Origin of the sequence: Paenibacillus sp. FSL H8-0548, from assembly GCF_038630985.1 — a bacterium.
GTDB lineage: Bacteria > Bacillota > Bacilli > Paenibacillales > Paenibacillaceae > Pristimantibacillus.
This window is the reverse complement of record NZ_CP152049.1, coordinates 5,145,283-5,170,554: the sequence shown is the minus strand read 5'-3', so window position 1 is coordinate 5,170,554 and position 25,272 is coordinate 5,145,283. Positions and strand designations below refer to the sequence as shown.

The following is a 25,272-nucleotide window of genomic DNA, read 5'->3' as shown; positions in this document are numbered from 1 at the left end:
ATAGATGAATCGATAGGAAAGGGAGAGATTGCATTGGGTGAACATCAAGGAAGGCAGCTGGCGAGCAAGTGGGCCAAAACTGCAGTATTACTTACCCATCCCAGCATAGCGCCGCATATTCCCCCCACTAAAAAATTTACACCGAATCATCTCAAAAGCATGCTGGATGCGCATCAAATGGTAGTAGTAAAGCCAGTGGTAGGTGCCGGCGGGCATGGTGTTATTAAGGTGACGCAAAATGAATATGGGTATGCTTATACTTATTATTCGCAGACGAAACGATTTGCTAGTTTTGCAGCATTAATAGGCGCGCTAAATAAACAACGCAAAGGTCGAGCTTATATTATTCAAAAGGGTATTTATTTGGCAACAGTGAATGGCAGACCTATTGACTACCGTGTGAAATATGTGAAGACGGAGAAGGGCTGGGTTTATCGCGCGATCGTTGGACGAATTGCAAGAAAAGGACTGTTTGTAACGAATTTATGCCGTGGCGGTACATTAGTTACAGCGGCGCAGGGCATCAGCAGCTCATTGTCATCTAGTGCTGTGTCAGAGAAAAAAGATCAGATGAGACAGCTTACTGTCTTGTCAACAGGAGTGCTGGAAGCCAGATATCCTGGTATTGGTCAGCTCGGATTCGATTATGGCATTGATAAGCAAGGGAAAATTTGGATATTCGAGGTTAATACGAGGCCGCAATAGCTGCAAATCTGCAAATAAGGACGAGATAAAAAATAGTGGCGCAGAAGTTATTTCTGTGCTGCTATTTTTTTATTTTCTTGCTGATTGTCCATCCAACAGGGTGGGTATAAGCATAAAAAGATAAGCTTGGTTGATGTCTTGGCGTGAATGGAGTGATGAAAAAGGAGTGGCTTGGTCTTTCGCTGGATAGCGTGTATGCATAAGAGAGTTAATATATTCCATTAATAGATTTGTAGATTGTGATTAAAGTTTTTTATAGAGCTGAGGTAAAAACTGGGGTGTGGATAACTATATCCACATTATACACGCTGAGTTTGCTTTGCGTTTGATGTATATACACATGCTATACACATCGTATCCACAACATCTTGTGTATAACTGGCGTTGTTGTCCTTCTATTAGTGCCATGCTACTATGATAAAGAAATAACCAAAGGATGGAAGAAAGGGTGTGTAGTAATGGAGCTGCTGTCTGACGAAATGTTAGTAGATACTTATTATGCAGCTATGCATTTTGAATTAGAGCCTGAATTTATTCGAATGTTAGCTATTGAATTAAAACGTAGACACATCAATCCGGAAACGGTAAAGATCACTGCATAAAGCAAAACGAAACTGAGATTCATGATCCCATCGTTCCATGCTATTCTGTAATCGTTACTTTTATGCCACAATTACAGCTGCGCTAGCGCAAGAGGAGCAGATTACGTGCAGAGACTAAAGTTCATGGCAAGAATTACAAAACTTAAGGGTATCCTCCTTGGCACACCTAGCATATGAATGCAATAGGTGCATGAACAAATGAGCCATGGATGGAATACCCTTATATTTATTTTATTGATGTGTATAGTGCTGACAGCGCATTAAAGCTTCATGTTGCTGCTGTGACCGGGAGAGAGCTTAGCGCTTGGATCAACATAGACCTTCGCATTATTGACAGCTGTAGGCGCTTCGCCGAAGCCAACTGCAATAAGCTTAAGCTTGCCTGGATATGTCGTAATATCTCCAGCAGCGAATAGTCCGGAAATATTCGTCTCCATCCGAGTATCTACAAGGATAGAATTTCCTTGAATGTTTATTCCCCATTCTGCAATAGGTCCTAGAGAAGAGATGAAGCCGAAGTTCACGATGACGGCATCTACCTCAAGCTCGGTTACCGCTTTTGTTTTGACATCGGATAATGTAACCTTTGTAATACTCTCTTCGCCATGAAGAGCTGTAATTTCTACAGGCGTATGTACGTTTACTTTGCTGCTCATTAAATTCTCCACGCTATGCTCATGCGCACGGAACTTATCACGGCGATGAATAAGCGTCACGCTCTCGGCTATAGGCTCCAGCATTAGCGACCAATCAACAGCTGAATCGCCGCCACCGCTAATCAGTACCCTCTGTCCTTTAAAGCGCTGTAAATCACCTACAAAATAATGCAGGTTGCTTTTCTCGAATTTAGCTGCTTCCGGTAATTCTAACCGACGAGGCTCAAACGCTCCTACGCCCGCTGTAATGATTATAGCTTTAGCATAATGTATAGCTTTATCAGTTATAATTTTAAATAGACGTTCGTCTTGCTTGATGACGCTGACGACTTTCTCCTCGAGACAAATTTCCTGTTTAAAATGGGATAGCTGTTCCTTCAGACGTTCGACAAGCTCTTGCGCAGTCACTTTTGGAAAGCCAGCCACATCATAAATATATTTTTCAGGGTATAGTGCCGCTAGCTGACCGCCCAGCTGAGGCATACTCTCGATAAGTTTGACTGATGCTTGCCTCATTCCGCCATAGAAAGCCGCGAACAATCCTGCAGGCCCACCTCCGATGATAAGAATATCGACAGGGTTAATTGTTGTTTCAGGGTTAGACAATGCAGCCACCTCCACTTTTTAAGTTTACAATTATAATTATAGACTTTCGTGCGAGAAGAAGGAAATAAATAATTTGTATAGAACTCTAAACAATTTCGTACATTTTGCTCTTGAACTTTCTATGAAAACTATGTAGAATTTCTGATGTATGTTGTTTACAGAACGGCATGTGTCCAGTGTCGAAAAATGTCGCTTATAAGCGACGAAATTATTGATAAAATGGTTTTAAATAGTAGAGACTATTCTAATAATAATAAATACTTGGATTGTCTTGTGTAATTTTTCACAATATTTAAATACAAAGATAAGAGGAATGGATGGGATCATACGATGAGCAACATACCTAAAATCGTCATTCTTGGCGCAGGGTACGGAGGAATTTTGACTGCCTTACGTCTGCAAAAAGAATTAAATTACAATGAAGCTGACGTTACACTAGTTAATAAGCATGATTATCATTATATTACAACACATCTTCATATGCCTGCAGCAGGTACGGACAATCCGGAAAATGCCCGAGTAAGCATTTCCAAATTGATTGATGAATTTAAAATAGATTTTGTTAAATCGACCGTGGTACAAATTCGTCCACAGGATAAAAAAGTTATTCTTGAGGACGGCACACTATCGTACGATTATTTGGTCATTGGTCTAGGTGGCGAGCCTGAAACCTTTGGTATTCCAGGTTTGGGCGAGCATGCGATGAACATTCGCAGCATTAACTCGGTTCGTTTGATACGTGAGCATATCGAGTACCAATTCGCACGCTATAAACGCGAGCCGCACCGTACGGACTATTTGACATTTGTTGTAGGCGGTGCTGGCTTTACGGGAATCGAGTTCGTTGGTGAGCTCTCCGATCGTATTCCAGAGCTCTGCAAGCAATTCGACGTAGATCCGGCGCTAGTGAAGCTCTACAATATCGAGGCAGCTCCTACGGCGCTTCCTGGCTTTGATCCTGAGCTTGTTGAGTACGGCATGGACGTATTGACGAAGAAGGGTGTTACGTTCCGTATTGGCACGGCGATCAAAGAATGCTCACCTGAGGGCGTTATTGTCGGCGAAGGCGAAGAAATCAAATCTGCAACTGTTATTTGGACTGGCGGTATCCGCGGTAATCGCTTGATTGAAGAGGCTGGCTTCGAAACGATGCGCGGCCGCGTCAAGGTTGATGAATATTTGCGTTCGCCAAGCAATGAAAATATTTATATTGTCGGTGACAATTCGCTGATGTTCAATGAGGAAGGCCGTCCGTATCCGCCGACTGCTCAAATTGCCATGCAGCAAGGTGTAGTTTGCGCGCACAATCTGGTTGCTTCCATTCGCAATCAGCCGCTGAAAAACTTTACGTTCAGCAATAAGGGAACCGTTGCCTCGCTTGGCAAAGGCGAAGCGATCGGTGTTGCTTTTGGCAAAAAATATAAAGGCCGCACGGCTGCTTGGCTGAAAAAAGCAATCGATTTGCGCTACCTGTTCATTATCGGAGGCATTCCACTCGTTCTACGAAAAGGAAAATTTCTATAATGAGACACTGCAGCGTACAAGTTCGAGGCTTGCTGACAAGAGATGAGCTGGATCGCTATAACGCTTTGATGGAGGTCGGTTCCTTCCTTGAATCACAAACACGTTACGACTTGGCTTATACGGTGCAGAAGGAAGTTGACCTGCTCATTCAGCCGGCAATCGAACGGTTAAAGGACAAAGGCCGTGAACGCGACCGGGCTACTCAGCAATATTTGGAAGCCAAGCGTCTTGGCTTGGACGAAGATGAGGAAGAAGACATTTAAATTGTATAAGGCTTTCGTCAAACAGTAATGAGTTACTGCTTGTCGAGAGCCTTTTATGCTATCATAATGACATAAATGACAAAAGGTGATGAAGATGATCACAAGCAGGCAGCAGCGCATTCTTAAGCAGCTTATGGAAGCAGACGATTATATATCGTTTCATCAGCTTATTGATCAATATGGGATATCCGATCGTACAGTACGTCATGATTTACTCCAGCTGGAGGATTGGCTGCGAAGCCATGATGTGGTACTTGAACGGCATCGTACGAATGGCGTAAGACTTAACCATGCACCAGAGCAGATGCAATTGCTGGAGGATAAAATACGCCAAAGGCCTGTTTTCATGGATGCGAAGCAGCGTGTTACTTTGCTATTAAAGTTATTGCTGCAAGAAATTCATGTCACCATGGATATGATTATGGCGGATTACAGCATTAGCAAAAGTACGCTTTTAGTTGATTTGCAAGATATTAAAGAATGGCTTGTGCAGCGTAATCTGGAATTCAATAAGAAAAAGGGGGATTTATCGGTTTCGGGAAGCGAGCAATCGAAGCGAAGCGCCTACTTGGAAATTCTTCGTGCTGAAATTACGGAGGACAAGCTTCTTCGTTACATGTTTGATCGGAAGGATAGTCAAGAGCAGCCGTTATCAACTGAAAATATTTGGTTTAGAGTTGATGACGTTAAAGTGATTTTTGATGCTATTCAGAGGCTGGAGCAATTGATGAAGATGCAGTTTGCGGATGCAGGCTATGTAACGGTTACGCTTCATATTCTTATGGCAATGGAACGTATCAAGCATGACCATTCCATCGACATTGATTCGAGCCTATTGCAGGAGCTTGAACGAACAGAGATGTTTCATTTAATCAAGCAGCATGTCATTCCGGCGATCGAGCAGCAGTTTCAAGTCGAATTGCCGCATTCGGAAATTGGTTATATCACCCAGCATATTCTTGGCGCCCAAAAGCAGCAATTGCCGACTAGGGATACATTGTTCGTTGAGCTGGCGAAAGAAATTATCATTAGAGTGGAGAAGGAATCGGGCTACAGGCTGCAGCTAGCGGAGCAAGTCATTCAAGGATTGTCGATTCATTTGAAGCCCGCGGTTTACCGTGCGAAGTTTAACCTTCAATCCAAAAATCCGCTTCTCGGTCAGCTTCAGCAGCAATATGGTTCTTTAATGAAAATATTAGAGCGTGTCGTGAACGATGTGATGAGCAGCATATCCATTACGTTTGACCAAAACGAGATCGGCTACATTATGCTGCATGTGGCGAGTGGGATTGCTCCGCATTTAACTCATGCCAATAAACGAGTCATTATTGTTTGTGGTTCAGGCATTGGTACATCAGCGATCATAAAACGGAGACTCTCTTATATTTTTCCGCAATTAGAGATTGTGAGAACATGCTCCTATAAAGACTCTACATTATTGACGTCCTCAGAAACGGATGCCGTTCTGACGACTATTGATATCGGTCATACGATTGCTGTGCCATGGTTAAAGGTATCGCCTTTGCTCGCCGTAAAGGATCAGCAAATCATTGCCAACTTCTTTGGAATTACGTACAGAGCAGAGACGGTAACAGCAACGGCTATACAATCCGTCAATGATATTATAAATATTGTGGAGCGTAACGCGGTTGTCACCAACCGAAATAAGCTATTAGAGGAACTGTTGCTGCTGCATCAGGGCGGGAGCATCAGCGAGGATGAGACGGATTCGGCACTTTTATTGACTTCGTTATTGCCAAAACCATCGATTCAATTGCAATTACAAACGATGGACTGGGAAGCAGCCGTTCGTTTCGGGAGTCAATTATTAATCGAAAGAGGAGCATCTGGTCTGCAATATGAGCAGAAGCTTATCGATATGATCCATTTAAATAAGCACTCTTTTCTTATTCAACAGGGCATTTATTTTCCGCATGCCTATATGCCGGAGGATGTAACGCAAACTGCCTTTAGTCTGATTACATTTAACGAGCCTATCTTATTTGGTCCCTCTAAGCATCCGATATGGCTTATGATAACCCTTGCTGCAGTCGATAAGGAGAAGCATATTGCAGCACTCAGTACGCTTCTAGAAGTGCTGAGTGATACTAACTTTATCAGCTACTTAAAAACGGCGAACGATTCAAATGATTTATGGGAGCGGTTACAGAATATGGAGGGTAAATGAGACAAATTATAGTTGCTTGCAATAGTGGACTTGGTACAAGCTTAATGATAAGAATTAACATTGAAGCTATCCTTGTCGAACTAAATGTTAATGTTTCTATTGTGCATACAGATTTATCATCTTTAAATTCGTATCAACCACAATTAATCGTTTGCTCGTCATTCATTAAGGATTCTATTGAGGATGTAGGAGATGTTGAAATTATTGGATTAGATGATATTATGAATCGACAGTATGTGAAGCAGGAATTGATGAAGAGTGTTGTTTTTCAGCAATGGCTATCCGAGACAGAATAAGGTGAGTGGACATGAACGTCTCCCAGTGGTTTAACAATGGCTTATTTGGTGAGCCTGCAATCATGCTTGGATTAATTGCTTTTATCGGGCTTTCTCTGCAAAAGCATCCGGTTCAAAAGCTGCTAAGTGGAACGATAAAAACAATGATTGGTTTTAAGCTCATGCAGATCGGAGCCAATGAGACGGGCTCCTCCTTGTCAAATTTATCTGCGGTTATTCAAAATAGCTTTCAAATTATTGGCATCATTCCGCATAACGAAACGATTGCTGCGATGACGCAAATTAACTATGGCAAAGAGATGGCCGTTATTTTACTCATAGGAATGATCGTTCATTTGGTAATTGCAAGATTCACTCCAGTTAAATATATTTTTTTATCCGGCCATCATATGCTGTTTATGGCAGCACTGCTTGCTGGCTTGCTGGTATCGGGCTCGATGGAAACATGGGAGACGATGCTTTTCGGCGGTATTATTTTGGCCGGAAGCATGTCTGCCGCCCCCATGTTATCGCAGCGTTATGTTAGAAAGGTTATTGGGGGAGATCAATTTGCAATTGGACACTTTAACAGCGTCGGTTATTTAGTGGCAGGTTTTGTAGGCTCACTCCTAAAAACGAAGAAACCGCAGGAGAAGCCTTTAAAGAAGACGAAGCTGACGGTGTTATTTCAAGACCATATGGTCGTTATCTTCTGCTTTACTTTCATCCTCTTTGTGATTGCTAGCATATTTTCTCCTGCAGGCAGCATTGAAAATATGTTTGCAGGGCGGCATTTTATTATAGTATCCGTTATTCAAGCGACTTGGTTTGCTGGTGGCTGCTTTATCGTGCTCGCAGGCGTACGCATGATGCTCTCTGAGATTGTTCCTGCATTTAAGGGCATAGCTGACCGTATCGTGCCAGGTGCCATTCCCGCCTTGGATTGCCCGGTGCTATATAGCTATGCTCCAGTAGCAGCGGTTACAGGCTTTCTCCTTAGCTTTGCCGGTGGATTTGCGGCTATGATGATGATGATGCAGCTGCAATATACCGTTATTATACCTGGAATCATTCCGAATTTTTTTTCTGGCGGAGCTGCTGGAGTTATTGCTTATCAGATGGGTGGAAAAAGAGGGCTAGTTGCCGCATCGCTCATCCATGGCTTCATATTGACGCTGCTGCCTGTATTTCTTGTCCCCTTACTATCCAATTTGGGCTATTTAAGAACGACGTTTGCAGATAGCGACTTCTCTATTGTCGGCATCATAGTCAGCAATCTATTGAATTGGATTTTTTAGATGCTGCTAATTCCCCTGAAAGGGCTCCCTCTGGAGCCCTTTTTTGCTGTGTCCACTTAAGCGTTGGGTGTGGCCGAGATTAAGGGTTTACGGTCTGCGCAATTGTGTACTTTTTTGCCGAACGAAACGGCAAAACGTTAATCTACCAATACTGTAAGCGGAACCAATATAATAGGTCTTGTTCAAACAAATAGAGGAGGTCGTCAGTAATGAAGAAAAGTTGGATTGGGAAATTAGCGACAGTTGCATTAGCAGCGACAATGTTCGTAGGTTGTAGTTCAAATGGGAACGCAGGCAATGCTGCGAACAGCACAGGCCAGCCTGAAGCTTCGAAACCAAAAGGAAAGCTGACCGTTTATATCGGATTCCAAGAGGATCATGCCGTTAAAGCTATTGATCAATTTACGAAAGACACAGGCATTCAAGCTGAAATGATTCGGATGTCCGCTGGTGAAATTTTAGCTAAAATACGTGCGGAAAAGGATAATCCCCAAGCAAGCGTTTGGTACGGCGGCCCTGCCGATACTTTTGTACAAGCTGTAACGGAAGACCTGCTGGAGCCTTATGTATCTCCTGTAGCAGATAAAATTGAGGCCAAATATAAAGATCCAGATGGTTACTGGACAGGCGTTTATGTAGGGGCGGTTGCTTTTGCATCCAACAAAGAGTTTTTGGCAAAGAAAGGGCTTGAAGCTCCAACCAAATGGTCTGATTTGACTGATCCGAAGCTTAAAGGTGAAATTGTAATGGCTTCTCCTGCCTCATCAGGAACAGCGTATACAGCGATTTACAGTATTCTTAAAGCGTTTGGCGATGAAGAGAGGGGCTTTGATTATTTGAAACAGCTTCATCCCCAAGTACAGCAGTACACAACCAGCGGAGCGGCACCTGGACGTATGGTCGGCATGGGCGAAGCCGGCGTAGGCATCTTGTTCGCACATGACATTATCAAGTACCAAGAAGAAGGCTTCGATAATCTTGTTATGTCATTCCCTGAAGATGGTACGGGTTATGAAACAGGCTCGATTGGCATCATCAAAAACTCGAAAAACCAAGATCTTGCTAAAGCGTTCGTTGACTGGGCTTTGTCGCCTCCGGCACAAGAAATCGGTAAAACAGTGGGCAGCTTCCAAAATATTACGAACCGCGATGCAGTAGGTCCTGAACAAGCTGTGGACATGAGCAAAATCACTCTCATCGATTATGACATTGCAGAGGCTGGCTCGCAGCGTCAACGTATCATTGATAAATGGAATTCAGATGTAAGCAAATAATAATTAGCTAGTTTAACATCCTGAAAGGGGAGAGAGCTTGTATGAGCGCAATGTTTAAAAGATTCAAGCGCGAGCCGCTCCTGCCGATTTTAATCGTGTTGGTCACGCTCAGTTTAGTTGTATTTATAGTATTCCCTTTGTTTCAAATACTAAAATCAAGCTTTGCGGGGAACGATGGGCAATTCGGGATGGAAGGCTATGAGAGGGTGTTGTCAGGCGGGGGGCTATTTCGCTCCCTGACTAACTCTTTACTATTAGCCACGATTTCTGCAACGTTGTCTACTGCAATTGCCTATATGTTTGCTTATACCTTTGCTTATGTAAATGTTCCTTTTAAAAGGTTGTTTAATGCCATTGCTATCCTGCCGGTTATTTCACCGCCATTTGTAATCGCACTATCCGCTATGCTTTTGTTAGGCAAACAAGGTTTAATAACGAAACATTTATTCGGATTTGAAAATGCCAACATTTATGGTCTGCACGGTCTAGTACTTGTTCAAACGTTATCTTTCTTTCCTATAGCCTTTCTTACGTTATCTGGACTGCTACGTTCGATCAGCCCTTCGCTTGAAGAAGCGAGTCAAAATATGGGCGCAGGCAAATGGAAAACGTTCGTTTCTGTCACGCTTCCGCTCTCCATTCCGGGGATTGCCAATGCGTTTCTGCTCGTTTTCGTCCAATCGCTTGCCGATTTCGGCAATCCGATGACGATTGGAGGAAACTATTCGACGGTTGCTCGTGAAATCTATCTGCAAGCTGTCGGAAGTTATAATATGCAAGCAGGCGCAGCGCTCGCAATGCTTCTGTTAACGATTACGATTATTATTTATATTTTGCAAAACTTCTGGGTCGGCAAAAAAAGCTATGTAACGGTTACGGGGAAACCTACGGGTGCTCGTCGCATGATCGAGTCAGGGCCCATTAAAAATGTTCTGTTCGTTATTTGTTTGATCATTACGGTTGTCGTTATTGCTTTCTATGCATTAGTTCCAGTAGGATCGTTTATCAAGCTTTGGGGGATAAACAACAGCTTTACGCTGGATCACTATAAATATGTTCTAACCCTCGGTGAGAAAGCGATTAAGGACACATTGATGCTTGCTTTAATTGCGACTCCGATAGCTGGATTGCTAGGTATGATATTTGCTTATTTAATCGTTCGTAAAAAGTTCGTCGGCAAGAAGGCACTCGAAGCCGTAAGCATGCTGTCTATCGCAGTTCCAGGTACGGTAATCGGTATTGGCTACATTCTTGCTTTTAACAAAGCTCCTTTGGCACTGACGGGGACTGGTATCATTATCGTCGCAGCTTTCGTTGTACGTGCAATGCCGGTAGGGATAAGATCTGGTGTAGCCGCATTGCAGCAAATAGATCCGAGCATTGAAGAAGCGGCTACTAATTTGGGGGCAGGCCAGACGAAGGTATTTACAAGTGTGGTATTGCCGTTAATAAAATCTGCTTTTTTCAGCGGGCTAGTGAACAGCTTTGTAAAAAGCATGACAGCTATGAGCGCGGTAATCTTTCTAATATCAGCTAAATACAACCTAATTACAGCATCCATTATGGCTCAAGTTGAAGCCGGACGTATTGGCGCTGCCAGTGCTTACTGTACCATTCTTATCATTATTATGGTGATCGCGCTAATATTGTTGAACTTGTTGGTGAATTGGCTGAGTGGAACGAATAGGAGGAAACAATATGGCAAAAACAGTTAGTTTAAAAAACATTTGCAAATCATATGGCACAGATCAAGGTAAATCGAAATATGCGGTTGAGGATGTCAATCTTGAAATAAAGGCTGGTCAATTCGTTACGCTGCTCGGTCCTTCTGGCTGTGGTAAAACGACAACGCTCCGCATGGTAGCAGGCTTTGAGGAAATTTCCGATGGAGAAATTTATTTTGGTGATGAGAAAGTAAATGATATTCCACCTAACCAGCGCGATTGCACGATGGTATTCCAATCCTATGCGTTATTCCCGCATATGAATATTTTTGATAATATTGCATATGGCCTTCGAATTAAAAAGTTATCCAAAGATATGATTTTATCGAAGGTTAACGGTGTGCTGGATATTATGAACTTAGGGGATTATAAAGAGCGGATGCCGTCTCAGCTGTCTGGCGGTCAGCAGCAGCGTGTTGCGTTGGCACGCGCGCTTGTTATGGAGCCTGGGGTGCTTTTATTCGATGAGCCCTTGTCCAATCTTGATGCAAAGCTTAGAGTTGTCATGAGGGATGAAATTCGCAGAATACAGCAGCAAATTGGCATTACAGCCATTTATGTAACGCATGATCAAAGCGAAGCGATGAGCATGAGCGATTTAATTATCGTTATGAATAAAGGGAAAATTGAGCAGTATGGCAGTCCGATGGAAATTTATCAAAGACCTAAATCAAAGTTTGTAGCGGACTTTATCGGCACAGCAAACTTCATTGATGGAGTCGTAAAGGCTGTAGAATCGGATCATATACTGGTTAGCTCAGCATCTGGAGTGTTAAAGGTGTTCCGAACCGGCTTTAAGGTGAATGATCATGTAACTGTCGTTATTCGTCCTGAGGCCGTATCGCTAACAAGAGGTCAAACTCATATTGGAGTCGTGCAAAAAAGTGTATTTATGGGTCGTTCCCAGGAGTATGAAGTGGAATATGACGGACAGATCATTCAAATTTCTGAGCATAATCCGGTTCAAGAAAATGTTTTCAAAGAAGGCGAACGTGTATCTCTTCAATTCGCTGAACATTCTTTGCACGTCATTTAAATGATAAGGCCATAAAGAAAGAGGGGGAGGGGAAGCAATGATACGTATGATACGAAGTGTGTTGCTGCTTGCTATCCTTACTCTCTTTCTAGCTTCTTGCAGCATGAAATCTTCAGGAAGTCTTGTTATTTATGCAGGCTTGTATGAGGATCATGCCATTAGAGCGATAGAAATGTTTCAGAAGGAAACGGGGATCAAAGTATCCTACACCAGATTGTCTGCTGGAGAGGTGCTGGAGCGCATACGCAAGGAGAAGGATAATCCGAACGCTAGTGTCTGGTTTGGCGGAACAGCGGATACTTTCGTTCAAGCTAAGCAGGAAGGCTTGCTTGAGCCCTATGAATCAATAAATGCACGAATGATAGATCCGGAATACAAGGATGCCGAAGGCTACTGGACGGGTATTTATATTGGCTCGATAGCATTTATTTCTAACAAGACATGGCTTCAGCAGACCGGGCTTAGTGTACCGCAATCATGGGAGGATCTATTAAAGCCTGAATATCGTACAATGATCGCAATGGGTTCACCGAATTTATCCGGAACAGGATATACGGTGCTTGCTACGATCATACAGCTGCTTGGGGAAGAGAAGGGCTTTGACTATTTTCGTAAGCTGAATCAATTAAGTCCGGTATACACGAGCTCCGGAAGCACATCTGGACGGGCCGCAGGCATGGGAGATGTCGGAACAGCAATTGCTTTTTCGCATGATGCCATTAAATTGTACAAGGAAGGCTTTCAAAACATCGTCATCTCGTTTCCGAAGGAAGGGACAGGCTATGAGATCGGCGGAGTCGGAATTATTAAGAATGGGCCGAACATGGAAGAAGCCCGGAAATTCGTCGATTGGTCACTGACTAAGCAGGCTCAAGAAATCGGCAAGCAGGTTGGCAACTATCAGATGCTTACAAATCAGGATGCTATACCGCCAGAGGAAGCTATTTCACTTCAATCCATAAATGTTATAACCTATGACTTTAATTGGGCAGGAAGCAATCGTGAGCGTTTAATAACGAAATGGAAAAATGAAGTGCTACAGAAGAAATGATGCTGAGGGTGTGCCAAAAGCGATAAATTCGGCTAGTGTACCCTCTTATTGGTTCCAATTAGCGGCGGGTTATGGTCATTCGGGCGGGTGGCTTTCACTTGTCCATAATCTGCTTATGAAAGCAGCCGAGAATAAATAAAGGAAAATGGCGGTGCAGGAATGATATGCTCCCCATACGGTAGACAGGTGAAATAATTAAAGCCTGTTTACTGTAGGGGGAGCATTTTTTATGCCTAGAAATAAACTGAACGCCTCGGAAAAATTGGCTATCCTTCAAGAGATCGAAGCTGGTCACATTGGAGTAAGGGCAGCTATTAAGAAGTATGGCTGTGCCATGTCTACGCTTGCAAATTGGCAACGTCGTTATCGGTTATACGGTTACGAGGGATTAGAGGTCCGCACACACAATCGTAGTTATTCCAAAGAAATTAAGCATCAAGCGGTTATGGATTATCTAAACGGGGGGTTGTCGCAGAACCAAGTCATAGATAAGTACAGGATCGCTAGTCGAGCAGCTCTCTTTCATTGGATTAATAAGTATAATGGTCATAGCAGCTTAAAAACCTATACAGGGGGAACAACAGCTATGACCACGGGACGCAAGACAACATGGCAGGAGAGGATCGACATTGTACTGTACTGCCTTGCGAATGGACAAGACTACACGAAGACAGCAAAGTATTTCCAGGTATCTTACCAGCAAGTGTACGGATGGATGAGAAAGTATACAGAGGGCGGCCAGGATGCTTTGCAAGATGGTAGAGGGCGTACCAAGACGCCTGAAGAGTTAACCGAAGTTGATGAGCAAAAGCTCGCGATGAAGAAGCTGGGGTACGAAATCGAGCGACTCCGGGCTGAGAATGCTTTCTTAAAAAAGTTACAGGAGTTCGAAAGGGGGCGACCTTAAGCCAACACCGACAAGAGAACATCTACCTTGCCATTCAAGCCATCCAGCAAACGGAGTCAATAACCATACAGCTCTTATGCAGCGTTGCTGGGATTCCGAGGTCGAGCTATTACAAGTGGCTTAATCGAACACCTAGTACACGTGAGGTGGAGAACAGAGAGCTGACGGAGATAATGATGTCTTTGTACGAGAAGGTTGAGGGTACCTTTGGTTACCGACAATTAACGTTGCATATGCGTCGAGAATGGCCACATCCGATTAATCATAAGCGAGTGCAAAGACTGATGAGAATTAAGGGGATCCAGTCTGTCATCCGCAGAAAGAAAAAGAAGTATAATCGTTCTACGCCGCAGCAAGTAGCTGAAAACGTGCTTAACCGCAACTTTCAAGCGGAAGCGCCGAATGAAAAGTGGGTTACGGATGTCACGGAGTTTAAGTTTGGCCATAGCCAGAAGGCTTATTTAAGCGCCATCCTCGATCTTAATGATAAATCGATTGTTTCCTATGTACTCGGTCACTCGAATAATAATCCTCTCGTCTTTCAAACGTTGGAGTTGGCTTTGCAGGCAGCACCTCATAGCAAACCTATGATTCATAGCGACCGTGGTTACCAGTACACGTCACTGCGGTTTAAAGAAATGCTGGACAAGGCTGAAATGACGCAGAGTATGTCCCGAGTGGGCCGTTGCATTGATAACGGTCCGATGGAATCTTTCTGGGGGACCCTGAAATGTGAAAAGTATTATTTGCATACCTATCACACATATGAGGAACTAAAGAAGGATATCGATGACTACATTCACTTTTACAATAATGAACGGTTTCAGGCAAAACTAAACGGCCTCAGTCCCATGGAATTCAGGACAAAGGCCGCTTAACTAACTTTTATTTTTTGTACTGTCTACTTGACGGGGCGCAGTTCACAGGAATGAACTGCACCGCCATTTTTTAAAAAAAGCTCTACTTTAATCCACTAATAGCGAGCTTACTACCCTTTTCTAAAAAAGGGAGGCAGCAGTTTCTATAGTGCAAGCAAAGCAGAAAACTTCTCGCTGTCCAAAATATTTCCGACATAAAACTCGCCGAAGTCCGCATAGCGCGCGCTCACTTCATCAAATCGCATTTCATAGATCAGCTTTTTGAATTGCAGTGCATCGTCTGCAAACAGCGTAACGCCCCATTCCCAGTTGTCGAAGCCGACAGAGCCGGTAATGATTTGTTTAACCTTGCCTGCGTAAGTACGGCCAATCATGCCATGGCTGCGCATAAGCGTCTTGCGCTCGTCCATTGCAAGCATGTACCAGTTGTCTTGTCCATCGCGCCGCTTGTTCATTGGATAGAAGCAGATATGCTTCGCTTTAGGCAGCGTAGGCTTCAACCTTGCGATGATGTCCGGATTTTGCAACGGATCAGTGCCTGGCTGTGCCATGTAGTTGCTAAGCTCCACGATGCTTACATAGGAGTGCACAGGGTAGGTGAAGCTTGCGAAGGTTGTTTTGTTGAAGGCCGTCTCAATCGCGTTTAGCTCCTCCAGCGTTTCACGCAAATGCATGAATACAAAATCAGCCTTCTGTCCTACAATGGAATAGACAGCTGTACTGCCTTCTTTATTTTCTTCTACGGCTGCCCATTGCTGCAGGAATGATTGCAGCTCGTCCTGCGCGCGGCTGCGCTCGCTTTCATCAGCCAATCGCCAAGCGGTCCAGTCGATGCTGCGGAAATCATGCAGCGCGTACCAGCCTTCTAATGTTTGTGCTGCTTCACTCATTGAATTAATGCTCCTTTCAAGCTCGATAATGATGCTGCCCTCATTGTATCGTAATCAGGGTGAGCTGAGCAAATGGCGGTCTTGTGACATTTGCCCGCGGCCAATTGACTTCCTCTTAACCATTAATTAAACTAATAAACGAGAGTCTGAGGAGGGAAGTTCGAATGCTTCAATTAATTATAGCGACAGTGTTGTTTTTAGTTATGATGTTTGGTATTGGATTTATTCTGAATATGCTATTAAAAACGACTTGGTTTCCAATATATTTATTTATTCTCGTCTTGATCCCGCTAGGCATTTGGGCGCCGTGGGATGACTCAGCGACAGCTACGATAGAGAATTTCGCCCATTACACGGTCATCGACTACATACCCGTCATTGGAGCGCTGATCGGCGCTTATGTGAGCGGCTGGGCCATTCAGGCGCTTCGCAAGGGCGGCTACAAAATGTTTTAATCGGGAAATCCCTCATTCGGGGGATTTTTCTATTTTTTGAGTCATCATGAACCGAGGTTTTTATGCTAAAATGATAGAATGAAAGTAAAGGATGGAGCTGATGCTATGCGCATCAATAATATATTGCAATATACGGAACATCATCGATATTACATATTTCGTGATTTTTCGCTAAGCAGCTTGGACTACAAAATGATGTCGCTAATCTATCAACCGATGATTGGTGCTTTTGCAGTCGCTTTTTACCAGCAGCTTTATCACGGAATTGCTGAGGGCACGTCAGGTTATTCTTCTATAGAACCGCAGCGAAAGCTGTTTCTCGGACTTGGGCTGGAGATGAACGAGCGCGGCCGCAAGCATCTGATTGAGCAGGCTTCGAAGCTCGAGGCGGTAGGTCTTCTTCAAACATCAAGACTAGGTGTGCCTGAAAATGCAGATGTTATATATGAATACGAGCTTGCACAGCCTTTATCGCCGTCAGAATTTTTTCGCAATATGCATTTGACGATGCTGCTGCGCGATAAGGTAGGGAAGTATGCGGTCATATCGCTGCGGGAATCCTTTGGCTCAAATGAACCCGATGAGCTCGCAGGTTCACAGCTGACGAAAGAAGATATATCTGTGCCCTTCTACGAGCTGTTTAAGCTTAATATGCAATCGGTAGATGATGAGCTTGAGCAGGCGCTCACCGAGGTTGCACCTTCACGTCAAGCTTCTGCAAGACCTGTACAAGCGACAGCGGGCATACCCTATGGGGAAATTATTTTGCGTTTTCCTCGCAATTCAGCGAATCGCAGATTCGTTGAGCGTCTAAGGAGCGACGAAGAGCAGCTCTCGCAGGTGAACTACGTGGCGTACAAATACAATTTAACGGTTGTAGATATTTGTCGATTGCTTGATGAGGACGGTATTTTTAGTGAGAGCGGAGCGCTTAATATTGATGAGCTTCAATTGCGTGCCAATCAATTTTATCGGCAGGATAAGAAGCGGGAGGGCGAGCAGCAGCGCAAGCTTTCGCGCATTCAAGTTAAGGCAAATGAGGAGCCTGCTGATTCTGATGAATTAACCGAAGAATTTGAAGTGCAGGAGCAGCATTATTTGGAAGTGCCTAATCAGCTGCTTGGACGCTGCGATGTTCAGCAGTACAATATGCTGATGAGAAATGAGCCGCATACCCGGTTTTTGCAGCGATTCTTTCCAGGAGCGATTCCAGATTGGATCGAGAGAGTATTCGAACGCATTGATCTTAATTATAAATTAGCAGGACCTGTTATAAATGTACTCATTCATTATGTAATTGGAGCAAATGATGCACAGCGTGTGACGAAAACTTTTCTGGATGCGGTAGCCTCGAATATGCTCGTTAAACAAATCGATAATTTCGAGAAGGCTGTCATCTATGTGCGTGAGCAAGCGCAGGTCGAGCAGGACAAGGAGCGCCGCAAGGAAGCGGCGCTCAGCTATGCCGGCGGTGGTTATAACAGTGCCAAGGGCGGTGTGCGCAGCGGAGGCGGCAATCGTGGCACCTCGCGCAAGCCTTCGATCCCGATCGTACAGGAGGATCATGCGTCTTCGGAGGTTTCGGCTGATGAGTTGGAAGAGCTCCGCAAGCTGGCGCGCAAATTAGAAGGCAAAGGATAGAGGCGGTGTGGGCAGATGATGGAATCCATGGGCGATTTGCTGAAGGCTTGGCCGTCGGGCAAAGCCATTACAGAGCAAGCGGAGCATAAGCTGACTGAACTGCTTGCAGATCCGCTTGTCGAGAAGCTGAAATTAAAATATCCGGATTTGGATAATCAGACGATCCGTCTGAATTTGAACCGTGTGTATCAATATGTAACAGAATATCGCAATTGTACGAATTGTCCAGGGCTTGATCTATGCCCGAATGATTTTGAGGGACATTATACATTGCTGAGCTCGGAAACGTTAAATGGCCTTACGCAGCTAAATGACCGCAAGGTAGCCTGTAAAAAATTCAATGCCCGTCAAACCGAAAATCAGATCCGCAGCCGTGTGCGCAGCTTCTATATTGATGAGAAGGCGCTGCAGCGCGGCTACTCCTTGGACGAGATCTTGGAAAGTGACAAAGAGCGAACAAAGGCTGTTGGTCAGATCCTTCGTTATATTGATCGAACAAAAGAGAATGGCTTGCAAGAAGAAGGCTTGTATTTGGCGGGACGCTTCGGAACAGGCAAGACTTATCTGATGTGCTACCTGCTGCACGAGCTGGCCAAAGCCGGTTACTCTGGCGTAATCGTCTATATGCCTGATTTTGTTGAGGATTTGAAGTCGCTGATGCATGAGCCGGGTAAGCTGAAGGAAACCGTCGAGATGATGAAGGAGACCGATCTGCTTATCTTTGATGATATGGGGGCGGAAAATTTGAACCCTTGGGTTAGGGATCACGTGCTTGGCGCAATTTTGAATTATCGGATGCAGCGAAAGCCGACTTTTTACACATCGAATTACGAGTTGGATGCGCTGGAGAAGCATTTCAGCTTCACGAGCAAGGACGGCGATGAGCAGCATAAGGGACAAAGGCTGATGGATCGTATACGCCCCTATGTAGAGGTTGTTATGGTAAAAGGCGAGAATAAGCGTGGACGTAAATAAAAACAACAATAGCTTTGGTTGGCAGAATCCTGCTTATAAGGATCTGTCTAACCAGAGCTATTATTGTTTTATCAGAGATGATCGCACCCTAATATTCATAAATAAAAATCAGCTTCTTTATTCCGCAACGGATGAAAGGGCTTCCAAATGAATGGGAAATACGAACAAGTTTAGTGATGTTACGCAAAAGTAAGCTAATTTAGCTAGATTATAAGGCGATCTTATCAAACTTATCATTTTTTTGAAATTAAGTATTGACAGTATATGGGGAGCGCTGGTAAGATTCTTTCATAACCAACTAAACGGGTAGGATTAGTGGTTTCCGACCGGACGAACCGGAGTAAACACCAATTTTGGAAGAAGCACGCAAAAGACGTTTAGTACAGATGTGCAAGTGTTTCTTATTAGCCTGTAAAAATCAAAAGGGGTGTATGGAATGTTGAAAAAAGTGTCTTATATTCGTTCGGTCGTTATCCTATTGGCTTTGGTGCTTGTTTTGGCTGCTTGCGGTCAAGGAGGCAATAATTCATCAAACAAACAAACGAATAAACCTGCGGCAACAAATACAGCAGCAACGGATGCACCGGTAAAAGAAGAGCCTAAGCCTCCAGTGGAGCTGCTCAATGTATCGTATGATCCAACTCGTGAGCTTTACGTAGCATTTAACGACGCTTTCTCGAAGCATTGGAAGGCTGAGACAGGTCAAGACGTTACTATCAAGCAATCGCATGGCGGATCTGGCAAGCAAGGCCGCGCAGTTATCGATGGTCTGAAAGCGGATGTTGTAACGCTCGCTCTTGGCTATGATATCGACGCTATTGTAGAGCCTGGCTTGATCAAGGCTGATTGGCAGTCCCAATTCGAGCATAACAGCGCACCCTATACATCCACTATCGTATTTCTTGTTCGCAAAGGAAATCCGAAAGGAATTAAGGATTGGAATGATCTGATCCAGGATAAAGTTGAGGTCATAACGCCTAATCCGAAAACCTCAGGCGGTGCACGCTGGAACTACTTGGCTGCATGGGGCTATGCTTTGAAGCAAAACGGCAACGATGAAGCGAAAGCACAGGAGTTTGTTGCTGCTCTGTTCAAGAATGTGCCAGTGCTCGATTCCGGCGCACGCGGATCAACAACTACTTTCGTAGAACGCGGAATTGGCGATGTGTTGCTTGCATGGGAGAATGAAGCATTCCTTTCCATTAATGAGCTTGGACCAGATAAATTTGAAATTGTATATCCATCGCTGAGCATTTTGGCAGAGCCGCCGGTAGCTGTTGTTGACAAGGTGGTTGATAGCCGTGGTACTCGTGAAGTTGCCGAGGCTTACTTGAAATACCTCTATACAGAGGAAGGTCAAGAAATTGCCGCTGAAAACTACTACCGTCCGATTTCTGAAGCAGTGGCAGCAAAGTATACAGAACAGTTTAAAACGCTTGAGCTGCTTACAATCGACAAAGACTTTGGCGGCTGGGAAGAAGCGCAAACGAAGCATTTTGCTGACGATGGGGTATTCGATAAAATCTATACACCTGGCTCATAATATGCGAATTGAACAAGATTGGGGCTGACTTCACATGAAAGGTTCCAAGTCCCGTAACGTTCTTCCGGGTTTTGGCATATCACTAGGATTTACATTGTTCTACCTGAGCCTCATCGTTCTGATTCCGCTGACTGCCGTTTTTTTCAAAACGACAGAGCTCACTTGGTCCGAGTTTTGGAGTACGATTACGAATGCGCGTGTCGTTGCGTCCTATCGGATCAGTTTCTTTACCGCTTTTTTTGCAGGGCTGGTTAATGCCGTGTTCGGCCTATTGATCGCATGGGTGCTGGTGCGTTATCGGTTTCCGGGAAAGAAGATCATTGACAGCCTTGTAGATTTGCCCTTTGCACTGCCAACAGCAGTAGCAGGCATAGCCTTAACGGCTATTTATGCCCCAAACGGATGGGTAGGCTCGTTGCTCGCTCCATTAGGCGTTAAGGTTGCGTACACTCCAATCGGAATTACGATAGCCCTAATCTTTATAGGTCTTCCGTTTGTCGTTCGTACTGTGCAGCCGGTGCTGCAGGATATGGAGAAGGAGACGGAGGAAGCGGCAGTTATGCTTGGCGCCTATCGGCTGCGAACCTTCTGGAAGGTCATATTGCCTGAGCTCATGCCAGCACTCTTAACCGGCTTTGCGCTGGCATTTGCAAGAGGCATCGGAGAGTACGGCTCGGTCGTCTTCATTTCCGGCAATATGCCCCTCAAGACAGAGATTACGCCGCTGCTTATTATGACGAAGTTGGAGCAGTACGATTATGCGGGTGCTACTGCCATTGCTCTCGTTATGCTGGTTGTTTCCTTCCTCATGCTGCTAGTCATTAATTTGCTGCAGTGGCGAATGAATCGCCGCACAGTATCGGACTAAGAAGGGAGCATCATCACTATGGCTGGAGCAATTACGGTTCATACCAATAATGAAGCATCGAAACGCCCGAAACATGTTACAGAGTCTGCTCCTGTACAATGGATATTAATTGGAATTGCGCTGCTGTTTCTAGCACTCGTCGTGCTGCTGCCGCTGGCATCGGTGTTCATTGAAGCCTTTAAGAAGGGCGTAGGCGTATACATCGCCGCTATTACGGAGCCCGATGCTTTATCGGCACTTAAACTTACATTGATCGTTGCCTTGGTCGCTGTTCCTGTCAATACGGTTTTTGGCGTGGCAGCCGCTTGGGCCATAAGCAAATTTCGTTTTCGCGGCAAAAATATTTTGATAACATTAATCGATTTGCCATTCGCTGTGTCGCCAGTCATTTCGGGCTTGATTTATGTGCTGCTGTTTGGCGCACAAGGCTTTCTCGGACCTTGGCTCGATGAGCGGGGCATTCAGATCATATTCGCTGTTCCGGGTATCGTGCTTGCCACCGTGTTCGTTACCGTTCCTTTTGTAGCCCGTGAGCTTATTCCGCTTATGCAGGCACAAGGTGTCCAAGAGGAGGAAGCAGCCGCGAGCTTAGGCGCTAAGGGCTGGCAAATCTTTTGGAAGGTAACCTTGCCTAATATCAAATGGGGATTATTGTACGGCGTAATCTTATGTAATGCTCGTGCAATGGGCGAATTTGGCGCTGTGTCGGTCGTTTCAGGCCATATTCGCGGAGAAACGAATACGCTGCCGCTGCATATTGAGATTTTGTACAATGAGTATCAATTCTCGGCTTCATTCGCCGTTGCTTCCTTGCTAGTTATGCTTGCGGTCGTTACTTTGATCGTGAAAAGCATAGTGGAATGGAAGTCCGGCCAACAAAAGTCAGTAGAAGTAACCGATTAAAATGAATTCTGATGGAGGGATACAAAATGTCAAAGCCGTTGGAAGTGGATCAGCAGTGGCTGGAGCGAATCGCAGAGCAGGTAAGCGGTCTTCATTATGGACATGTGACGATAACCGTTCATGATGGAAGAATCGTACAAATTGACCGGACGGAAAGAACGCGTTATGACAGCCCCTCTCAGAAGCAGCAGGCTCCGTCCGGACTGCAGCAGCAATCGAAGCAGCGTGAGAGCCAGTCCTCAGGCGATGCGCTTCGTATCGTTCAGTAATTCCTTTATTCGATAAAGGGGCGTAATGGATTAGAGCGAATGATCATCATACGTTAAGAAACGACTCTATGCCTACGGGCATAGAGTCGTTTTATTTGTGTATAGGAAACTATGCATCCTCTGAACCTGTTGATCATGATGCTACGGCAGCAGCCAGTGAGCAGATAACGAAAGCTAACGGAAGCCAGAGACGCTAAAGTTGCATTTTGGGTTAGCGTCACATTTTAACGGAAGCCAGAGACACTATTCCTCAGAAATGAAGCGAAATCGGGCATGTAGGGTACAAATAGAGGCGCGTGTTTCCGTTAGAATCTTGAAACGAAAAATAAAGGCGATTTAGCGTCTGTGGTTTCCGTTAGAAGTGTGAGCTGACGCGACCGCGATTTCCAATCATCCGTAAGGGTGATTTTGTTCTGAAATATAGGAAAGCGTAAGTATCACATTTATCCTTTTCTGTAAAACCTTCGCAAAGCTTTATATTGCACAACGCTTATTTGTTTTCTAGAATGGTGTAAAGCAATTGAGATTTGGATAAGGAGAATGACGATGCCGGATTGGTCGTACCAAACGTTGTTTCGACCGCTTTTATTTAAGCTTCCATCCCGTTTGAGCAGAGCACTAACCTTAACAGCAATCGGTACACTAAGCAAAATACCAGGCGGCACATTCGTTATTAAGACGCTTGGCCACATGGAGCCGTCACCGCTGCTGAAGCGGAGCTTAGCAGGCATTGCTGTCGAAACGCCCATTGGGCTGTCCGGCGGATTAGACCCGCAAGCGATAGCGCATGGAGCCTTAGCGCAGTTCGGAATTGGTTTCATTGAATATGGACCGATTACGATAGCGCCTATTCACAATGCTGTGCCGATCGTGAATGACATCGCACACGAAAATATTCAATATCCGAATTACTTTGAGAATGAAGGGGGAGAGCGATTCGCTGAATATATCGCAAAGCCCAGGCATCGGCTGCCGCAGCTGGCGCGTATATCGCCAATGCCGCTCGCTGCGCCTGAGCAGGCTCTTCATGAGCTTGAAAGGCTGCTGATCAAGCTAAGCGATGCTGGGGCAGCTGGCTTTTACGTTGATGTGCTGCAGGCTTCACGGAGCTGGGCAGATGCTGCAGCTATCCTAACAGGATTGTCTAGCTATCGATCATCGCAACCCCATCAGAAGAAGCCTTTATTTCTATATGTTCCTCCGGAGCTTCCAGATGAGCAGCTTGTCGCGCTGCTGGATATAACGGGGCTGGAGATGTGGAGTGGAGTAGTTATTGGCGAGGCGATTTGTGCTGGAGCAGAAGAAGGATATCGCTCAGTGGTAGGGAAAGCTGCTAAAGCGTCTACCTTGTCCAAAATAAAGCTTCTCCGCAGCCAAGATACTATTACATCTGATTTCATCATTAAGGCCGGTGGTGGCGCACATGAGCCGCAGGATGCGCTGGACCTGCTGCAGGCTGGCGCGAATGCGATTATGCTTCATAGCGGTCTCGTTTATGCAGGGCCAGGGCTGCCGAAGAGAATGAATGAGGCTATCATCTACGAGCAGATTCAGCATGAGCCGGCCCAGACGGCACCTTCCTTCTGGAAGCATTGGGGCTGGATGTGCCTGCTTGGCATCGGGATGATTATCGGTGGCGTGATCTCTTGGATAGTTGCAGCAACGACGGTACTGCTGCCTTACGATTTGTTATTTTTAAATATGACGTTGGACGAGCTGCATCTGGTGAACCACAATTTGCTGCATTTTATGTCCCATGATCGAATTACGCTCTCGGGCACGATGATCTCCATAGGAATTATTTATTTTCAGCTTGCTAGGCATGGATTGCGGCACGGTCTCCACTGGGCGAGGACGGCGCTGGCTGTATCGGGAATAGTTGGTTTTTTGAGCTTCTTTTTGTACCTTGGCTATGGCTATTTTGATCCGCTGCATGCACTTGCCGCTGTTCTCTTATTACCGATGTTTCTGCTATCGATGCGAAGAAATCCGGATCAGCCATATCGGTTGCCTGTCAATGTAAGGAATGATTCGACGTGGCGCCGTGCGATGTGGGGTCAGCTATGCTTAGTTGTACTAGGCTTTGCGCTCGCAATTGGTGGGTTAACGATTTCGGGGGTTGGTATTTCGCAGGTGTTCGTTCAGTCGGATCTTGTTTATTTGAACACCTCGCATGCCGAGCTGAACGAAACGAATTTGAAGCTGATTCCGCTGATCGCTCATGATAGAGCGGGCTTTGGCGGCGCGCTTCTATGCGATGCGCTCGCTATTCTGATCATTGCCTTATGGGGGATTCAGCCGGGAGCAAGATGGTTATGGTGGACGCTTCTGCTTGGGGGAATTCCAGGCTTTTATGCGGGCCTCAGCGTACATTTATCTATTGGATATGTTGATTTTTTGCATCTATCTCCGGCATTATTTGCGCTGCTGCTTTATGTGCTCGGACTTATATTATTGTATCCTTATTTGATGGGAAGCGGGTCAAGAGGAGCTTATTCCAAGCCATTGCCTAGTGAAGTGAACGCAAGCTAAACGGCTGCGGAAGTGGAGTAGTACCAGCGGATAAAGCTGAAGAATGCGTATTTAGCAACGTATAAGCACTACTGTGTATGGCGTCTATCCTGCACTCTAGCAGGATAGATGCCATTTATTCGCGCTTGCAGAGGCCTATGTTGCACTCCATGCAGGATAGACCTCTGATTACGAGCGAAAAGGATCTATGATAATCGATTCTACTGCGA

22 protein-coding genes are annotated in these 25,272 nt (G+C 45.0%); 20 read left to right on the top strand and 2 right to left on the bottom strand.

Going from position 1 to position 25,272, the window contains the following annotated elements:
* The first annotated feature begins 33 nt into the window (after positions 1-33).
* Complete coding sequence (locus tag MHI37_RS22440; protein ID WP_076337955.1) at positions 34-705, top strand: YheC/YheD family protein; 672 nt, start codon at positions 34-36, stop codon at positions 703-705.
* A gap of 458 nt (positions 706-1,163) precedes the next feature.
* Positions 1,164-1,307, top strand: a complete 144-nt coding sequence (gene sda / locus MHI37_RS22435) for a sporulation histidine kinase inhibitor Sda (RefSeq protein ID WP_076337954.1) — start codon at positions 1,164-1,166, stop codon at positions 1,305-1,307.
* A gap of 260 nt (positions 1,308-1,567) precedes the next feature.
* On the opposite strand, the gene MHI37_RS22430 is transcribed toward sda, so the two are convergent.
* On the bottom strand, positions 1,568-2,569 hold the full coding sequence (locus MHI37_RS22430; protein WP_083676371.1) for an NAD(P)/FAD-dependent oxidoreductase: 1,002 nt from the start codon (positions 2,567-2,569) through the stop codon (positions 1,568-1,570).
* 330 nt (positions 2,570-2,899) lie between these two features.
* Here MHI37_RS22430 and MHI37_RS22425 point away from each other — a divergent pair, with 330 nt between their 5' ends.
* The 10 genes from MHI37_RS22425 (at position 2,900) to MHI37_RS22380 (ending at position 14,987) form a co-directional block, all read left to right on the top strand.
* Entirely contained in the window at positions 2,900-4,093 is a 1,194-nt protein-coding gene (locus tag MHI37_RS22425; RefSeq protein WP_076337953.1) for an NAD(P)/FAD-dependent oxidoreductase, read from the top strand.
* Positions 4,093-4,356, top strand: coding sequence for a hypothetical protein (locus MHI37_RS22420; RefSeq protein ID WP_076337952.1), 264 nt, complete (start codon positions 4,093-4,095; stop codon positions 4,354-4,356). Before MHI37_RS22425 ends, MHI37_RS22420 begins: the two co-directional genes overlap by 1 nt.
* Positions 4,357-4,450: 94 nt before the next feature.
* Entirely contained in the window at positions 4,451-6,544 is a 2,094-nt protein-coding gene (locus MHI37_RS22415) for a PRD domain-containing protein (protein WP_076337951.1), read from the top strand.
* Positions 6,541-6,840 carry a PTS sugar transporter subunit IIB gene (locus tag MHI37_RS22410; protein ID WP_076337950.1) on the top strand — a complete coding sequence of 100 codons (300 nt, stop codon included), beginning with the start codon at positions 6,541-6,543 and terminating at the stop codon, positions 6,838-6,840. The genes MHI37_RS22415 and MHI37_RS22410 overlap by 4 nt, the downstream gene beginning before the upstream one ends.
* 11 nt (positions 6,841-6,851) lie before the next feature.
* Positions 6,852-8,117 carry a PTS ascorbate transporter subunit IIC gene (locus tag MHI37_RS22405; RefSeq protein WP_076337949.1) on the top strand — a complete coding sequence of 422 codons (1,266 nt, stop codon included), beginning with the start codon at positions 6,852-6,854 and terminating at the stop codon, positions 8,115-8,117.
* Between the two features lie 209 nt (positions 8,118-8,326).
* Positions 8,327-9,391 carry an ABC transporter substrate-binding protein gene (locus MHI37_RS22400; protein WP_076337948.1) on the top strand — a complete coding sequence of 355 codons (1,065 nt, stop codon included), beginning with the start codon at positions 8,327-8,329 and terminating at the stop codon, positions 9,389-9,391.
* Positions 9,392-9,432: 41 nt separating this feature from the next.
* A complete protein-coding gene (locus MHI37_RS22395; protein WP_076337947.1) occupies positions 9,433-11,106 on the top strand; it encodes an iron ABC transporter permease in 1,674 nt (557 codons plus the stop codon).
* On the top strand, positions 11,090-12,151 hold the full coding sequence (locus MHI37_RS22390) for an ABC transporter ATP-binding protein (protein WP_076337946.1): 1,062 nt from the start codon (positions 11,090-11,092) through the stop codon (positions 12,149-12,151). The genes MHI37_RS22395 and MHI37_RS22390 overlap by 17 nt, the downstream gene beginning before the upstream one ends.
* A 37-nt stretch (positions 12,152-12,188) precedes the next feature.
* The gene (locus MHI37_RS22385; protein WP_076337945.1) at positions 12,189-13,202 is read left to right on the top strand and encodes an ABC transporter substrate-binding protein; all 1,014 of its coding nucleotides are present in this window, start codon (positions 12,189-12,191) and stop codon (positions 13,200-13,202) included.
* A gap of 229 nt (positions 13,203-13,431) precedes the next feature.
* A protein-coding gene (locus MHI37_RS22380) for an IS3 family transposase (RefSeq protein WP_342556510.1) occupies positions 13,432-14,987 on the top strand; the annotation gives its coding sequence in 2 pieces (ribosomal slippage) (positions 13,432-14,062 and positions 14,062-14,987; 1,557 coding nt in all).
* A 143-nt stretch (positions 14,988-15,130) separates the two neighbouring features.
* Here MHI37_RS22380 and hemQ read toward each other — a convergent pair.
* Entirely contained in the window at positions 15,131-15,877 is a 747-nt protein-coding gene (gene hemQ, locus MHI37_RS22375; protein WP_076337260.1) for a hydrogen peroxide-dependent heme synthase, read from the bottom strand.
* Between the two features lie 164 nt (positions 15,878-16,041).
* On the opposite strand from hemQ, the gene MHI37_RS22370 reads away from it, so the two are divergent.
* The 8 genes from MHI37_RS22370 (at position 16,042) to MHI37_RS22335 (ending at position 25,063) form a co-directional block, all read left to right on the top strand.
* The gene (locus MHI37_RS22370; protein WP_076337259.1) at positions 16,042-16,332 is read left to right on the top strand and encodes a YuiB family protein; all 291 of its coding nucleotides are present in this window, start codon (positions 16,042-16,044) and stop codon (positions 16,330-16,332) included.
* Between the two features lie 105 nt (positions 16,333-16,437).
* Complete coding sequence (locus MHI37_RS22365) at positions 16,438-17,973, top strand: helicase DnaB (protein WP_076337258.1); 1,536 nt, start codon at positions 16,438-16,440, stop codon at positions 17,971-17,973.
* Positions 17,974-17,991: 18 nt separating this feature from the next.
* Positions 17,992-18,948 (top strand): primosomal protein DnaI, encoded by a 957-nt coding sequence (gene dnaI / locus MHI37_RS22360; RefSeq protein WP_076337269.1) that lies wholly within the window; start codon positions 17,992-17,994, stop codon positions 18,946-18,948.
* A 439-nt stretch (positions 18,949-19,387) separates the two neighbouring features.
* A complete protein-coding gene (locus MHI37_RS22355; RefSeq protein ID WP_076337268.1) occupies positions 19,388-20,491 on the top strand; it encodes a sulfate ABC transporter substrate-binding protein in 1,104 nt (367 codons plus the stop codon).
* Between the two features lie 34 nt (positions 20,492-20,525).
* On the top strand, positions 20,526-21,359 hold the full coding sequence (gene cysT / locus MHI37_RS22350; protein WP_076337257.1) for a sulfate ABC transporter permease subunit CysT: 834 nt from the start codon (positions 20,526-20,528) through the stop codon (positions 21,357-21,359).
* Between the two features lie 18 nt (positions 21,360-21,377).
* Positions 21,378-22,262 carry a sulfate ABC transporter permease subunit CysW gene (cysW, locus tag MHI37_RS22345; RefSeq protein ID WP_076337256.1) on the top strand — a complete coding sequence of 295 codons (885 nt, stop codon included), beginning with the start codon at positions 21,378-21,380 and terminating at the stop codon, positions 22,260-22,262.
* 26 nt (positions 22,263-22,288) lie between these two features.
* Positions 22,289-22,531, top strand: a complete 243-nt coding sequence (locus MHI37_RS22340) for a YezD family protein (RefSeq protein ID WP_076337255.1) — start codon at positions 22,289-22,291, stop codon at positions 22,529-22,531.
* Between the two features lie 546 nt (positions 22,532-23,077).
* Positions 23,078-25,063, top strand: coding sequence for a hypothetical protein (locus MHI37_RS22335; protein ID WP_076337254.1), 1,986 nt, complete (start codon positions 23,078-23,080; stop codon positions 25,061-25,063).
* Positions 25,064-25,272 lie beyond the last annotated feature (209 nt).